Origin of the sequence: Bradyrhizobium rifense, assembly GCF_008123425.1 — a bacterium.
Taxonomy (GTDB): Bacteria; Pseudomonadota; Alphaproteobacteria; order Rhizobiales; family Xanthobacteraceae; genus Bradyrhizobium; species Bradyrhizobium rifense.
The window spans coordinates 106,474-119,946 of the sequence record NZ_VSSS01000032.1 but is presented as its reverse complement, the minus strand read 5'-3'; the positions used below and the strand labels follow the sequence as shown (position 1 = coordinate 119,946).

General features: G+C 65.6%; 16 protein-coding genes. 11 read left to right on the top strand and 5 right to left on the bottom strand.

The annotated features are described in order from the left end of the window. Positions 1 to 281 precede the first annotated feature (281 nt). The 3 genes from FXB40_RS21570 to FXB40_RS49915 all read left to right on the top strand — a co-directional run bounded on the left by FXB40_RS21570 (position 282) and on the right by FXB40_RS49915 (position 2,303). Positions 282 to 1,028, top strand: coding sequence for an SDR family oxidoreductase (locus FXB40_RS21570; RefSeq protein ID WP_187437041.1), 747 nt, complete (start codon positions 282 to 284; stop codon positions 1,026 to 1,028). A gap of 588 nt (positions 1,029 to 1,616) precedes the next feature. Continuing rightward, positions 1,617 to 2,078 (top strand): universal stress protein, encoded by a 462-nt coding sequence (locus FXB40_RS21565; RefSeq protein WP_148774341.1) that lies wholly within the window; start codon positions 1,617 to 1,619, stop codon positions 2,076 to 2,078. 96 nt (positions 2,079 to 2,174) lie between these two features. Continuing rightward, on the top strand, positions 2,175 to 2,303 hold the full coding sequence (locus tag FXB40_RS49915) for a hypothetical protein (RefSeq protein WP_256374932.1): 129 nt from the start codon (positions 2,175 to 2,177) through the stop codon (positions 2,301 to 2,303). Between the two features lie 33 nt (positions 2,304 to 2,336). Here the strand turns inward: FXB40_RS49915 and FXB40_RS21560 are convergent, their stop codons facing one another. Continuing rightward, the gene (locus tag FXB40_RS21560) at positions 2,337 to 3,227 is read right to left on the bottom strand and encodes a sigma-70 family RNA polymerase sigma factor (RefSeq protein WP_148774183.1); all 891 of its coding nucleotides are present in this window, start codon (positions 3,225 to 3,227) and stop codon (positions 2,337 to 2,339) included. Positions 3,228 to 3,247: 20 nt separating this feature from the next. Continuing rightward, positions 3,248 to 3,556 (bottom strand): hypothetical protein, encoded by a 309-nt coding sequence (locus tag FXB40_RS21555; RefSeq protein ID WP_148774182.1) that lies wholly within the window; start codon positions 3,554 to 3,556, stop codon positions 3,248 to 3,250. A 263-nt stretch (positions 3,557 to 3,819) separates the two neighbouring features. On the opposite strand from FXB40_RS21555, the gene FXB40_RS21550 reads away from it, so the two are divergent. After that, positions 3,820 to 5,226, top strand: coding sequence for a DHA2 family efflux MFS transporter permease subunit (locus FXB40_RS21550; protein ID WP_148774181.1), 1,407 nt, complete (start codon positions 3,820 to 3,822; stop codon positions 5,224 to 5,226). An 84-nt stretch (positions 5,227 to 5,310) separates the two neighbouring features. Here the strand turns inward: FXB40_RS21550 and FXB40_RS21545 are convergent, their stop codons facing one another. Genes FXB40_RS21545 through madL form a run of 3 tightly spaced genes read right to left on the bottom strand, consistent with a single transcriptional unit; the run spans position 5,311 to position 7,229 of the window. After that, on the bottom strand, positions 5,311 to 6,033 hold the full coding sequence (locus tag FXB40_RS21545; protein ID WP_148774180.1) for a GntR family transcriptional regulator: 723 nt from the start codon (positions 6,031 to 6,033) through the stop codon (positions 5,311 to 5,313). Next, a complete protein-coding gene (madM, locus tag FXB40_RS21540; RefSeq protein ID WP_210352176.1) occupies positions 6,034 to 6,792 on the bottom strand; it encodes a malonate transporter subunit MadM in 759 nt (252 codons plus the stop codon). It abuts the gene before it with no gap. Between the two features lie 2 nt (positions 6,793 to 6,794). Then, positions 6,795 to 7,229 carry a malonate transporter subunit MadL gene (gene madL, locus FXB40_RS21535; RefSeq protein ID WP_148774178.1) on the bottom strand — a complete coding sequence of 145 codons (435 nt, stop codon included), beginning with the start codon at positions 7,227 to 7,229 and terminating at the stop codon, positions 6,795 to 6,797. Between the two features lie 193 nt (positions 7,230 to 7,422). On the opposite strand from madL, the gene mdcA reads away from it, so the two are divergent. The 7 genes from mdcA to FXB40_RS21500 are packed head-to-tail and all read left to right on the top strand — an operon-like array spanning position 7,423 to position 13,441. Further along, positions 7,423 to 9,069: a malonate decarboxylase subunit alpha gene (mdcA, locus tag FXB40_RS21530; protein ID WP_148774177.1), complete on the top strand. Its 1,647-nt coding sequence runs from the start codon at positions 7,423 to 7,425 to the stop codon at positions 9,067 to 9,069. An 11-nt stretch (positions 9,070 to 9,080) separates the two neighbouring features. Next, a complete protein-coding gene (mdcC, locus tag FXB40_RS21525; protein WP_148774176.1) occupies positions 9,081 to 9,398 on the top strand; it encodes a malonate decarboxylase acyl carrier protein in 318 nt (105 codons plus the stop codon). Then, positions 9,395 to 10,309, top strand: coding sequence for a biotin-independent malonate decarboxylase subunit beta (locus tag FXB40_RS21520; RefSeq protein WP_148774175.1), 915 nt, complete (start codon positions 9,395 to 9,397; stop codon positions 10,307 to 10,309). The genes mdcC and FXB40_RS21520 overlap by 4 nt, the downstream gene beginning before the upstream one ends. Continuing rightward, positions 10,296 to 11,036 (top strand): biotin-independent malonate decarboxylase subunit gamma, encoded by a 741-nt coding sequence (gene mdcE, locus FXB40_RS21515; protein ID WP_148774174.1) that lies wholly within the window; start codon positions 10,296 to 10,298, stop codon positions 11,034 to 11,036. The genes FXB40_RS21520 and mdcE overlap by 14 nt, the downstream gene beginning before the upstream one ends. Next, complete coding sequence (gene mdcG, locus FXB40_RS21510; protein ID WP_148774173.1) at positions 11,029 to 11,676, top strand: malonate decarboxylase holo-[acyl-carrier-protein] synthase; 648 nt, start codon at positions 11,029 to 11,031, stop codon at positions 11,674 to 11,676. The genes mdcE and mdcG overlap by 8 nt, the downstream gene beginning before the upstream one ends. Then, positions 11,673 to 12,521, top strand: a complete 849-nt coding sequence (mdcB, locus tag FXB40_RS21505; RefSeq protein WP_148774172.1) for a triphosphoribosyl-dephospho-CoA synthase MdcB — start codon at positions 11,673 to 11,675, stop codon at positions 12,519 to 12,521. Before mdcG ends, mdcB begins: the two co-directional genes overlap by 4 nt. After that, positions 12,521 to 13,441, top strand: coding sequence for an acyltransferase domain-containing protein (locus FXB40_RS21500; protein ID WP_148774171.1), 921 nt, complete (start codon positions 12,521 to 12,523; stop codon positions 13,439 to 13,441). Before mdcB ends, FXB40_RS21500 begins: the two co-directional genes overlap by 1 nt. The last annotated feature ends 32 nt before the right edge of the window (positions 13,442 to 13,473 follow it).

Here is a 13,473-nt window from a genome sequence, read left to right as displayed (position 1 = left end):
CATCCTTCGCTTCGACACGGCGGATTGCGCACATCTGAGCCATAACATCCAAGCTATGGCAAGCCACTCTGTTCCTGCTGCGATCGAAAGTCGACGGATTTCTGCCGTTTCGCGACGCGCGCGGGTTAGCCGCACGGGCAATCGACGCAGTCGCAGACGGCGTGGTCATCAGCCGAGCGCGACCTCGGCGGAGTAAGCGCGGACTAGTGCCGGCACTTGCACGTGTCACAGAAGCCCCCATGTCTCTGCCCAGACCAACCACCCAACCCAGGACCCCCATCATGGCCAAGCTCGACGGCAAGATCGCACTCATCAGCGGAGGCACCACCGGCATCGGCGCTGAGACCGCAAAACTCTTTCAATCCGAGGGCGCGACGGTCGTCGTCACCGGCTCCAGCGAGCGCTCGGTGGACGCCGCCAAGGCGGCGCTGCCCGGGATCGAGGTGCTGCTCTCGGACGCCGGCAACGTGGCGGCCACGAAGGCTCTGGTCGATCAGGTCAAAGCCAAGCACGGCCGCATCGACGTCCTGTTCGTCAACGCCGGCATCGCCAAGTTCGCGCCGATCGCGGACGTCGACGAGGCGCTTTACGACAGCCAGTTCAACATCAATGTGAAGGGCGCGTTCTTCCTGATTAAGCATGCCATTCCGGTCATTCCAAACGGCGGCGCGATCATTCTGACCGCATCGGTCGCGGGCGCGAACGGCGGCCTGGGAGGCAGCACCATCTACGGCTCGACCAAGGCGGCGCTGCGTTCGTTCGGTCGCACCATCGCCAAGGAGCTGACGCCGCGCGGCATTCGCGTCAACACCATCAGCCCGGGTCCGATCATCACCCCGATCCTCGACAAGGGTGGCCTCACCCCCGCCCAGAAGGACAGCTTCATCGAAGGCGCCAAGACGCGCATCCCGCTTGGCCGCACCGGTACGGTCGCGGAAGTGGCCGCAGCCGCCCTCTACCTTGCTGCCGATGCGACCTACACCACCGGCGCCGAACTGTTCGTCGACGGCGGTCTGGTCGACCTGTAGGTCGTTTACGAAGTTGCGTTCGCGCGGGGCGCGTGAGGATTATCATCGCGCCCCAGCGAGCTCCGCTTCAGCATATCATCGGGTCATCGCCGTGGTCGCAAACGCCACCCGGTTGATCCGAGGGCACTGGCGCGAACGCGTGGTGGGCTGGCGCCGCGATCGACCGATCGCGCGCGATGCGAGGGATGGTCGACCCCACGCTCTGTTCGGCTTGTCGATCGCCGGCGCGGCTCTCGTGCGCCTGCAGCGGCGTCGTAAAGATTGCGGTGACGACCAGTCCGGCCAACAAGGCCCTGGACAGGACTGGCCCGATAGATTTCCTGAATGTAGTCATCATGGATCCTTTCGGTTGGGGTGATCCCTCGCGAAGCGAGAGATCCGATCCACTAAATTAGACGCGCCTGCCACGCGGCCTGTTACCACATGAAGAAAAGTTTAATTCGCCGAGAACATGTTCAATTCGCACGAGGCCAGTCTTTCGAGGCTGCGACAGTGCGATCGAGGCCAGCACATGCGCATGGACCCACGGTGCGTATCAGCCCATACTCCCCAGGCATCACTTTGTTCGACGAGCAAAGGAGCCGCCGGATGTACACCAACATTCTCTTGAGCACGGATGGATCGGACGTCGCACGAAAAGGCGTTGAGCATGGCATTGGCTTGGCGAAGGCCCTGAACGCCAGGCTGACCATCATCACCGTGACGGAAGCGCTGCCGGTCGACTATGGGGGCGGACACACCTCGGGATGGATTCCGACGCAGGAGGAGGTCGACAGCTTTGACGCCGCCTGCAAGGCCCGTGCGGGCAAGGTGCTTGACGAAGCGCGCGCGATGTCGGAGCAGATCGGCACGCCCGCAGAATTCCTGCATGTTCCGAATGCGCACCCGGCCACTGCGATCATCGAAACGGCAAAGTCGAGAGGATGCGACTTGATCGTCATGGCCTCTCACGGGCGCCGCGGCCTCAGGAAGCTGTTTTTGGGCAGCCAGACGTCCGAGGTGCTGGTGGACGGGAGCGTGCCGGTGTTGGTGGTGCCGAAGCCGGCTTAGGTGTAGGGCTTACCCCACGCCGCTCGGTTGTTCCGCTGAGCGAACCCAATCCATACAAAGCCCCAGTTGACCGCCCTCTCGCGGCAGGAGAATTTCATGGTGAGTGAAAAAGGCCCGAACATCAAGAAGAAGCAGAAATGCAAGAATTGTGAGGGCAAAGGTTTGCTCAAGAAGGGCGACAAGGTGGTGAAGTGCCAGCGCTGCAAGGGCACGGGAGTGCGGTGATGTCGAGCTGATGAACTCTGATGGAAGGCCCACTCACCCTCCATCCACCACGCACTCGGCACCATCGATGACGTAGGCTGCGTGACGAAAATCCCTGATGGTGGCGAGCTTGTCGGCGGACCAGTTCAGCAGCATGAAATATTTCGCCCGCCCGTTTGGCTCATTCGGATCGAACACCAGGATCGCGGGACGTCCCTCGACCTGCCCCGTCACCAGGTGCCAGTCGCTGATCTTCGAATAATTGCCGAAGTAGGTCGACACCTCGGCCCTGCCTTTCAGCCTGGTGCGGTTGACGAGCTCGAGCCTGACGTCGTCGGCGATCATGGCGCGGATCGCGTCGAAGTCGCGGGCATTGAAATGGCCGACATAGGCGTTGAGCCGCGTGCGATCGGCGTCCGACAGGCCCGGCTGCGGCACATCGTCGGGCTCTCCGGCGAACTCACGCAGCTGCGCGCGCCCGCGATGCAGCGCGGCCTTCACCGCAGGCAGGCTGAAATCCATGATGTCGCAGACCTCGGCCAGCGAGCAGCCGAGCACGTCCATCAGGATCACGCTGGACCGCTGCGTCACCGGCAGCCGCATGAAGGTGCGCAGGCTGGTCGCGGCGATCTGGCGGCTTTCGACATCATCGAGCTGGTCGGCAATCATCTCCACCTCCTCAGCCGAATGCAGCGCCTCCTGCCGGTTGCGGCGGCGCAGGAAATCCAGCGCGGTGTTGTGCGCGATGCGGAACAGCCAGCCCTCGGGATTGACGATGGGCGCGGCCGATTGCAGCGCTTCCATCGCCTTGATCAGCGCATCCTGCAGCACATCCTCACCGTCGATGGCCGAGCCGACCATGCGGGCGCAGTAGCGATGCAGTTTCGGTCGCAGCCGCGCCAGCAGGGCCTCGATATCGACGGTGGCCAGCGGGTCTGGCGCCATTGCTTCTCCGCCTCGGCTGTTCAGGACTCGTCCAGCATACGATAGTTGCCGACGATCCTCACTTCACGAACCAGCGGCGGCTCCGCGCAGCGGTCCCGGATGCCGTCCTGGAACGCCTGAAACGCCTTGAGTTTCGGGATCGGGCTCGAGCCGTCCTCGGCCGCGGCCTCGACGAGATGGATGAAGGTGTCGTCCTCCAGCCGCAGCGTCAGATAGCGCACGCCGTCGGGCCCGGCCGCCTTCAATTCGGCAAATACGGCCGAAACCAGCTCGGCATTCCGGTCGGCCAGCTCCGGCCTGGTCTTGTACCTGATCAACGTCCTTCTCATCGCGCGCTCCTGCTCATGTCGCGACCTGGCTCGCACATCGCGCGCCATCTTTCCATTTTAGCACGACCTTGGCCGGAAAACCGGTGCCCCGCTTGTCCGGATCAAGGTCGCGCAAACGGCCGCATCACCCAAGGACGTTCGCCGGCCGGCGAAGGATGCGGCCCGGAACAAATTATTTTCGGGCGCATCCTTTGCCGCTCCGGCCTCGTCTCACCCGTAGAACGCGCCGCGACAGGGCGGCCGCGACACACGGAGACAGGGCGATGCAGACCCCGACCAACCGCGCCGCGCAGAACTGGGTGCTCGGCGTCACCGCGCTGGCATCCTTCATGATGGCGCTGGACGCCATGATCATCACGACGGCATTCGCGGCCATCCGCGCCGAATTCGGCAGCCCGGTCGAGACGCTGCAATGGACCGTCAACGCCTTCAACCTGACCTTCGCGGTGCTGCTCCTGACCGGCGCCGCGCTCGGCGACCGCTTCGGTCGCCGCCGCATGTTCGCCGCCGGGATCGCCCTGTTCGTGGTTGCATCGGCGGCCTGTGCGCTCGCAGGCAATGCCACCGCGCTGATCGCCGCCCGCGCGCTCCAGGGCGCCGGCGCCGCGCTGGTGATGCCGCTGGCGATGGCGATCCTGAGCGGCACGTTCGGCCGCGAGGAGCGCGCCCGCGCGCTCGGCATTTTCAGCAGCATCACCGGCTTCGCGCTGATCATCGGCCCCGCCATCGGCGGCTTCATCACCGAACATTTCGGCTGGCGCTTTGTGTTCTGGATCAACCTGCCGATCGGCCTGATCGCGATCGCCCTGGTGCTGGCACGGTTGCGCGAAAGCTTCGGACCTGCTGCCGCATTGGACATCCCTGGGCTATCGCTCGTGGCGCTTGCGGCGCTTGCGCTGGTCTGGAGCCTGTTGCGCGGCAACGCCGTGGGGTGGGCGAGCGCCGAGGTCATGGCCACGCTGATGTCGGGCCTGGTGTTCACCGCCGGCTTCGTGCTCTGGGAATTGCGCGCGGCCGCGCCGATGGTGCCGATGCGGCTGTTTGCATCGCGCGCGCTTGCCTCCGGCATGTCCGCAAGCGTGCTGTTCTACGCCGCGATGTATGGCGTGTTGTTCCTGCTGCCGCAGTTCCTGCAGACCACGCTGGGCTACGACGCCTTCGGCGCCGGACTTCGCCTGCTCCCCTGGACAGCGACGCTGTTCGTCACCGCCCCGATCGCAGGCTCAGTCGTCAACAGGTTCGGCGAGCGGCCGCTGGTGGTGACGGGATTGCTGATGCAGGCGATCGGCCTCGGCTGGATCGCCGAGATCGTGAGCCCCGCTGTCGCCTACTCCGCTCTGGTCGCGCCGCTGGTGCTGGTCGGCGTCGGCGTCTCGATGGCGATGCCGGCAGCACAGAACGCCATCCTGAGCTCGGTCGCGGTGGCCGAAATGGGCAAGGCGTCCGGCATCTTCAACATGGGACGCTTCCTCGGCGGCATGTTCGGCATCGCCGCGCTGGTGGCGACCTTCTCAGGCCACGGCGGGGCCTACTCGGCCGCGCATTTCGACAGCGGATTTGCCGCGGCGATGAGCCTTGCCGCAACGCTGTCGCTGGCCGGCGCGATTGCGGGGCTTTTCCTGCCGGCACGCCGACGGACCGCCGTCGCAGCCGCGCCGCAAGATGCGTGACGCCGACAATGCGCCCGCTACTTCCGAATTGTTTTCGAACTTCAGCATGCCGCAAGGCACATCGTCTGATCCACCCAATCAGAGCTATCGGGCGTTGTCAGACGCAGGTCCGTCGGTCGGTCCCCCGACGCGATCATCGATGTAGCGCCTGAGCGCCGCAGCGGCATTCAACATGTGTGCACGCATTCTGCGGGCGGCCGTATCGCCATCCCCTTCGGCAATTGCCTGCATGATGGCATCATGCTCGTCGCGGGATTTGCGAATGCGGTCGCCCTGCCGCAACTGGGTGCGGCGGAAGGCGCTCAGCCGCGAGCGAACATCCTGCGCCTGCTCGGCCATGAACGAGTTGTGCGTCGCGCTGTAGATGCCTTCGTGGAACTGGCGGTTGAAGGCATCATAGGCATCGACGTCATTGGCCTCGACCATCTTCAGCGAAGCGTCATGCAGTTCGATGAGATGGCTGCGCTCGAGCGGGGTCATCCGATAGGTCGCGAGCCGGACGCACATCGCCTCGACCTCGGCGCTGGTCTCGAACATGTCCATGATCCGCTCCGGCGTCATCCGCGCAACGACGAGGCCACGGCGGCCACGAACCTCGACGAGGCCGCTGACCACGAGCTGGCGAAGCGCCTCCCGCACCGGCGTGCGGGAAGCGCCGAAAAGATCGGCCAGCTGCTGCTCTTCCAGGGCGGAACCGGCGACGCGCGCGCCTGAGGCGATCTCGTCGGTCAGCGCGTTGCGGATGCGATCGGACAGCAGTCCCCCATCATCTTCCGCATCAGTTGCGACCTTGAGCAAACCCGCCATTTAGCCTCCTGTGATCGCACGCACTGCGAAGTAAAGGATGGATGGTGCGACCAGGCATCCTAATCCCGTATGGAATGTCGCAGTCAACGCCCCGTAAGGCACCAGCCGCCGGTCGGTCGCAGCAAGCCCTCCGGAAACACCGCTGACTGTCCCCATCAATCCACCGAACACCATGGCGCTGCGCGGATTATCGAGGCCGATCATTTTCGCCACGAACGGCGTGCCGATCATCACGATCACCGCCTTGAACACACCGGTCGCGATCGAGAGCGCAATGACCGGTGAGGATGCACCGATTGCCGCTCCCGTGACCGGCCCCACGATGTAGGTGACCGCGCCGGCACCGATCGTCGTCAATGATTCGGCATCAGTGTAGCCAAACGCCGCGGCAACGAACACGCCGAGAATGAACGGGACCACCGTCCCCAATCCCAGCGCGACCGCACCGATCAGTCCGGCCTTGCGCGCATGGACGACATCGACCTCGAAAGCCGTGGCCACGATGGCGAAGTCCCGCAGCATCGCGCCTCCCATCAGGCCGATCCCGGTCAGCGCCGGCAGATCGGCGACGCCCTTTTCACCGCCGGTGGCGATGCCGCCGAAAAAGGCCAGCACCAGACCCAGCATGATCGCGATCGCCGAGCCGTGGATGCGTCCGAAGGTGAGGTATTTCGAGATCGCACCGGAAATCCACATCAGGATCCCGACGGCGGCGAAGGCGGTGATCAGCGAATTTGCAGCGAGAATGTGAGATATCATGGTCACCCGACCCTCCCGGACTTGAAGTGCGGCACGCTCGCCTCGAGCGCCTCTCGGGCCTCGATCTCGTCCATGGTCTCGACGGGGCCACTGAACCGGCCGATCAAAGCCACCATCGCGAAACACACCGCGACCGCGCCGGCGCCCGCAATGACGACGATCGGACCGCCTTTTGCCGCGGCGACGACGTTCTGCTGCGCGGCCATGGCGACCACGATCGGAATGTAGAAGCTGCCCCAGAACTCGACGCCGGTATTGAGCCCGCGGCTGAGCAGGCCCCACCGTACCAGCCAGAGCCGGGCCGCGATCAGGAACATCATCGCAATGCCGACGCCGCCGACATTGGCCTTCACACCGAGGGCGACGCCGAGCAGGTCGCCAAGCAGGCTCCCCAGCAGCGTGCAGATCGCGAGGAGCGCTACGCCGGAAATGGTCACGGGCGCCTCCCCTCTGCGAGCGGAGCACGATCCCCAGGATTTGGACTATCTGCATGCATTCGCATCGTAAATTCCCTCCTGTGTATGCGAATATCCATCGCTTATGGATTAGTGTATACGCTAATTGACTTTTGAAGGCAATACGCATACATTAAGCCGATCAATAGCCAACTCCGCATGCCAAGGAGCCGGAATGAGCGATTGGGGTATGCAAAAGGCCGCACTCGGCGAGCGTCTGGCGGCCGGCCGACAGCACGCCAGGGGAAAGGTCGTCCCGATCCCGAGCCTGGGCGCGTTTCTGACGGCGGTGATCCGGTCAGGCGACCGGGTCTGCCTGGAGGGCGACAATCAGAAGCAGGCCGATATCCTCGCGTCGGCGCTTGCCAACCTCGACCCCCAGGACGTGCACGACCTGCACATGGTGCAATCCGGCGTGGTGCTGCCGTCCCACCTCGACATCTTCGAGAAGGGCATCGCGCGGCGGCTCGACTTCTCCTATTCGGGCCCGCAGGCGGCGCGCATCGCGAAGATGCTGTTCGGCCGCAAGATCGAGCTCGGGGCGGTCCATACCTATCTCGAGCTGTTCGCGCGCTACTTCATCGACCTCACGCCGAACGTCGCACTGATCGCGGCGGTCAGCGCCGACAAGGACGGCAATCTCTATACGGGGCCGAACACCGAGGACACGCCGACCGTCGTCGAGGCGACGAGCTACAAGAACGGCCTCGTCGTGGCGCAGGTCACCGAGATCGTCGACAAGGTGCCGCGCGTGGACATCCCCGGCGACCTCGTGCATTTCGTGGTCGAGGCCGGCCGCCCCTTCTATGTCGAGCCGCTGTTCACGCGCGATCCCGCCGCCATCACCGAGACCCAGATCCTTACGGCGATGCTGGCCATCAAGGGCATCTACGCGCCCTACGGCGTGCGCCGGCTCAATCATGGCATCGGTTTCAATACGGCCGCGATCGAGCTGCTGCTGCCGACCTATGGCGAGAAGCTCGGCCTCAAGGGCAAGGTCTGCACCCATTTCGCGCTGAACCCGCACCCCACGATGATTCCCGCGATCGAATCCGGCTGGGTCGAGCAGATCCACTGTTTTGGATCGGAAGTCGGCATGGAGGACTACGTCGCGGCGCGTTCCGACGTGTTCTTCACCGGCCCCGACGGCTCGCTGCGATCGAACCGCGCCTTCTGCCAGACGGCGGGCCTCTATGCCTGCGACATGTTCATCGGATCGACGCTCCAGATCGATCTCGAAGGCCACAGCTCGACGGTGACGACCAGCCGCATCGCCGGCTTCGGCGGCGCGCCCAACATGGGCTCCGATCCACGCGGCCGTCGTCATCCAAGCGAGCCCTGGCTCAAGGCCGGCGCCGAGGCCGCACCCGACGCGGACGCGGCGCTGCGCCGCGGCCGCAAGCTGGTGGTGCAGATCGGCGAGACCTTTGGCGATCGCAACGCGCCGCTGTTCGTCGAGCGGCTCGATGCGCTCGAGCTGGCGCGCGCGCTCAAGCTCGATCTCGCCCCGGTGATGGTCTACTCAGACGACGTCACCCACATCGTCACCGAGGAAGGCATCGCCAACCTCCTGATGTGCCGGAGCAAGGACGAGCGCGAGCAGGCGATCCGCGGCGTTGCCGGATACACCGAGATCGGCCGCGCGCGTGACGCGAAGCTGGTCGAGCAGCTCAGGCAGCGCGGCGTGATCCGGCGCCCCGAGGACCTCGGCATCGATCCGCTCGATGCCGACCGGCGGCTGCTCGCGGCCCGCTCGATCAAGGATCTCATGCTGGCCTCCGGCGGCCTTTACCGCCCGCCCAGCCGCTTCCGCAATTGGTGAGGAGTTCTTGCATGGAAAAGCTCAGCTTCAGACTGACCGCACCCAGGTCTGCCGGCGGCAGCCGCGCGCAGGCGATCGTCGGCGTCGTCGCCTCCGGCAATCTTGAAGTGCTGCTGGAACGCAATCTCCCGGCGGATGTCTGCACCATCGACATCGCAACGGCGGCCCATGGCTTCGGCATGGTGTGGGACGCCGTGGTCCGCGACTTCGTCGCTCGCCGCTCGGCCGGGGGCCTGCGCATCTCCATCAATGACGGCGGCGCCCGGCCCGACACGGTCGCACTGCGCCTCGCGCAGGGGGTCCGCAAGATCGAGGAGCCGGAGAGATGACAGAGGTCGCAGCCAACAATATCTCGCTGAGCTGGTACGAGGCGAGCGCCCGGCAGCGTATCGACGCGCTGGTCGATTCCGGCAGCTTTGCCGAATTCATCGGCCCCGAGTTGCGCGAGATGAGCCCGCATCTGGCGATCTTCGACTTGCCGGAGCAGTTTGACGACGGCATCGTCGTCGGCCGCGGCCGGCTGGATGGCTCGCCGGTGCTCGTTGCCACACAGGAGGGACGCTTCATGGGCGGCGCCTTCGGCGAAATCCACGGCGCCAAGCTCACCGGGCTGCTGCGCGCAGCGCTCGCGCTCAAGCAAGACATTCTGATCCTGTTCGACACCGGCGGCGTGCGGCTTCAGGAAGCCAATGCCGGCGAGCTCGCCATCGCGGAGATCATGCGCGCGATCATCGAGGCGCGGTGCGCTGGCCTCAACGTCGTCGGCCTGATCGGCGGGCGCGCCGGCTGCTATGGCGGCGGCAGCCTGATCGCCGGCACCTGCTCGCGCCTGATCATCTCCGAACAGGGGCGGCTCAGCGTCAGCGGTCCCGAAGTGATCGAGACCAACAAGGGCATCGAGGAATTCGACTCGCGCGACCGCGCACTGGTCTGGCGCACCATGGGCGGCAAGCACCGCTACCTCATCGGCGGCGCCGACGCGTTCGTCGACGACGAGGCGCTGGCTTTTCGTGGGGCCGCGATCGACGCGCTCAGGGACGGCAGACGATGCGACATGGCCGTTCTCGAAGCCGAGCAGGCGCGCCTGGAGCGACGGCTTCAGCGTTTCGGCGAGGCCGAGGACGCCGTCGATATCTGGCGGACGCTTGGCATCGCCGATCCGTCCGATGTTCCCGCACTTCCGACGGGCGCATTCCTTCGCGCGGCCAACGACAGGGAGAACGCCGATGACGCTCGATGACATTCTGGCCAGCCTGTTCCCGAACGGTAGCAGGATCGAAACCACCGGCGCGATGATCTCGGGCCAGGCGATCCTGCCTGACGGTGGACCGATCCACGTGCTCGGCATCACCCAGGGACAGCCGCTCGGCGTGGACGAAGCAATCGTGCTCGCGGGACGCGTCATCGAGATCGTCAAATCGGGCGATCGCACGCCGATCCTGGTATTGGTGGATTCCGCCAGCCAGCGCATGAGCAAGCGCGACGAGCTGCTGGGTCTCAGCGAATATCTGTCGCATCTCGCCAAGGCGCTGCTGCTGGCCGAGGCCGAAGGGCATCGCACCGTCGGTCTCCTCTACGGCGGCAGCGCGGCCGGCGCATTCATCGCAACGGCGCTCGCCACCGGCACGCTGGTCGCGCTGCCCGGCGCCCAGCCGGCGGTGATGGATCTGCCGTCGATGGCGCGGGTCACCAAGCTGTCTATCGATGTGCTGAAAGCCAAGGCCGAAGCGACGCCGGTGTTCGCGCCCGGGCTCGACAACATGGTGATGACCGGCGGCATTCACGTCGTCTGGGATAACAATGCGCCTTTGGCGCCGCAGCTTGCCGCCGTGCTGCAACGGCCGCAAGGACAGGACGATCGCGGCCGGCTCGGTGCCGAGCGCGGCGGCCGGCGCAAGGCGGCCGAGATCGCCGATCGCGTTGTCGCGCTCGCGACGGTCTCGCATCAGGACGCGCAACATGGTTGAGCCTCTCGTGCGCCACAGCATGGTGAAGGTCTCGACCGCCGGTTGGGCCGCGGCGATGGGCCGCTATCCCGAGCTCGCCAGCGAACCGATCGTCGCAGGCTGGGCGCAGGCCGGCCGTCCTCTCATCGTTCGCCGGCCAACATGCAGCGACGTCGCCGGAATGATTCCGCTCGGTCTGCCACTGCCGCCGAGCCATGGCAAACGGCGCATTGCGGTCTCGCTCGCCGCGACCGATATCGTCGCATCCGCCCCGCCGCCGTTGTTGGCCGATGCCGGCGGGGCGGCGCCTGCGCACTGGCGGAAGACGATCGACCTGCTGCTTCAGCTTCTGCCGGAGACGCGCACGTTCGGCAGTCTGGCCTGGCAGCATCTCACCGGGCTTCGCTATCTTACGGATGGTTCGGACCTCGATCTGCTCTGGACGCTGTCGTCGGCCGAGCAGGCCAGAGCCCTGCCGTCCGGGATCGCAGAGATTGCGAGCCAGGCGCCGATGCGGCTGGACGGTGAGATCGTCGGTCCGGCAGGAGGCGTTCAATGGCGAGAACTGACCGGCACTGACGAGGACGAAGTCCTTGTGAAAGGCCTGACCGGAGTCACCAGCGCGACGCGCGCAGCCTTTCTCGCAGGTTACGTGTCATGAACATTGCACTCCGATGGCAATCACTGCCTGGGCTCGCGCTCGATGCGGAACAGCTCGGTCATCTCGCATCGCTGTGCCTGAAGCTCGAGGTCGAGACCTATCCGAAGCCGGGGCTTGTCAGCCATGTCGACAACGGCGCGCATCGCGACATGGACGCCGGCCTCTTGTGCCGCAGCGCCAACATCTTGACGCCGTTCTTCTGCGATCTCGCGGCCGCGGGTGCCGAAGGCGCCGGCATGAACCGGTTGCGCGCCATCGGCGTTGCCGCGGAGCGCGCGATGTTGGCTGCGACCTCTGGCGTCAACACACATCGGGGCGCGATCTTCGGACTGGGTCTGCTTTGCGCCGCGGCCGGATATCGCAACGCCGTCGGCATCCGCAAGTCTCTCGGCAGGCTGGTTTCCGAGCGTTGGGGCGAAGACATCCTGTCAGGCCCCGTATCGCTTCGCAGCCATGGCGCGGTGGCGGCGCGGCGCTACGGCGCCGGCGGCGCCAGGGGGGAAGCCGCCCATGGCTTTCCGTCGGTCTATGATCTCGCCCTGCCCGCACTGCATGCAGCGCGCAAGCTTGCGCCACATGATGAGGAAGCCGTGCGTATTCAAACCTGCATGACGCTGATCGCCGATGTCAACGACACCAATCTCCTGCATCGGGGCGGGTCCGAGGGATTGCACTTCGCGCAAGCCAGCGCCTCAGCATTCCTTGCCACCGGAGGCGTCGGATCCCCGGGATGGCGCAGGCGCGCCGCCGACATTCATCACGCCTTCGTCGCGCGCAATCTCAGCCCCGGCGGCTCCGCCGATCTGCTCGCGATGACCCTGTTCGTCGATCGGCTGGAGGTCTGATGCTGGCCCTGCTCTGCGGCGGACAAGGTACGCTTTCGGACAAGATCTTCGATCTTGTCGCGGACCAGCCTGCCGCGGAGCCCGTTTTTGCCGCGGCGAGCGCGTGTCTCGGCGAAGACCCGCGGAAGCTCGTCAGAATGCGGAACGCCGACGAATTATCCGTCAACCATGTCAGCCAGATCCTGACCGTCGCATCGGCCCTCACGATCTACGCCTGCATTGCCGATCTCCTCACCGAGACGACAGCCGTCACGGGCTACAGCGCCGGCGAGATGACCGCTTGGAGCATCGCTGGGATATGGACCGCCGATGAAGCCCAGCGACTGACGGCTGTTCGCGCGCGCCTGATGGACAGCGTGGCTGGGCCCGATGGCCGGCTTGGCTATGTCCGCGGGCTCGACCCGGCCATACTCGAACGCCTGCTCGCGAAGCATCGCTGCGAAATCGCAATCAGGAACCCCGATCGTCTTGTCGTCGTCGGAGGTGCCGAGCCGGATGTCATCGATCTCTGCCATGAGGCGGCAACACAAGGCGCCGCGCGCACCGGTCTTCTCGCCGTCAAGATCGCCTCGCACACGTCGCAACTAGAATCGGCCTGCGAGCCTCTGCAACAGGCGATCGAGGCGAGCACGCGCGCGCCCGTCGCAAGCAACCGTGTCTTGCTCGCCGGAGGCGACGGCGAGCGCATCTTTTCCGCAAGCCACGCGACGGCGAAGCTCGCATGCCAGGTCGCGCGCCCGATCGACTGCGCGGCGACGCTGGAGGCGCTCGCAGAGCTCGGGGTCGATCGCGTGCTGGACCTCGGTCCAGGACATGCGCTGGCCGAGATGATGCAGTCTTTCTCTCCCTCCATCCGCTGCTATGCAGCGGACGGATTTCGGACGGTGGCCGGTTTGCGCAATTGGATTGCTTCTCCATAGCGACGGCCCCTGCCTCGCGTGCAGCCGCGCGA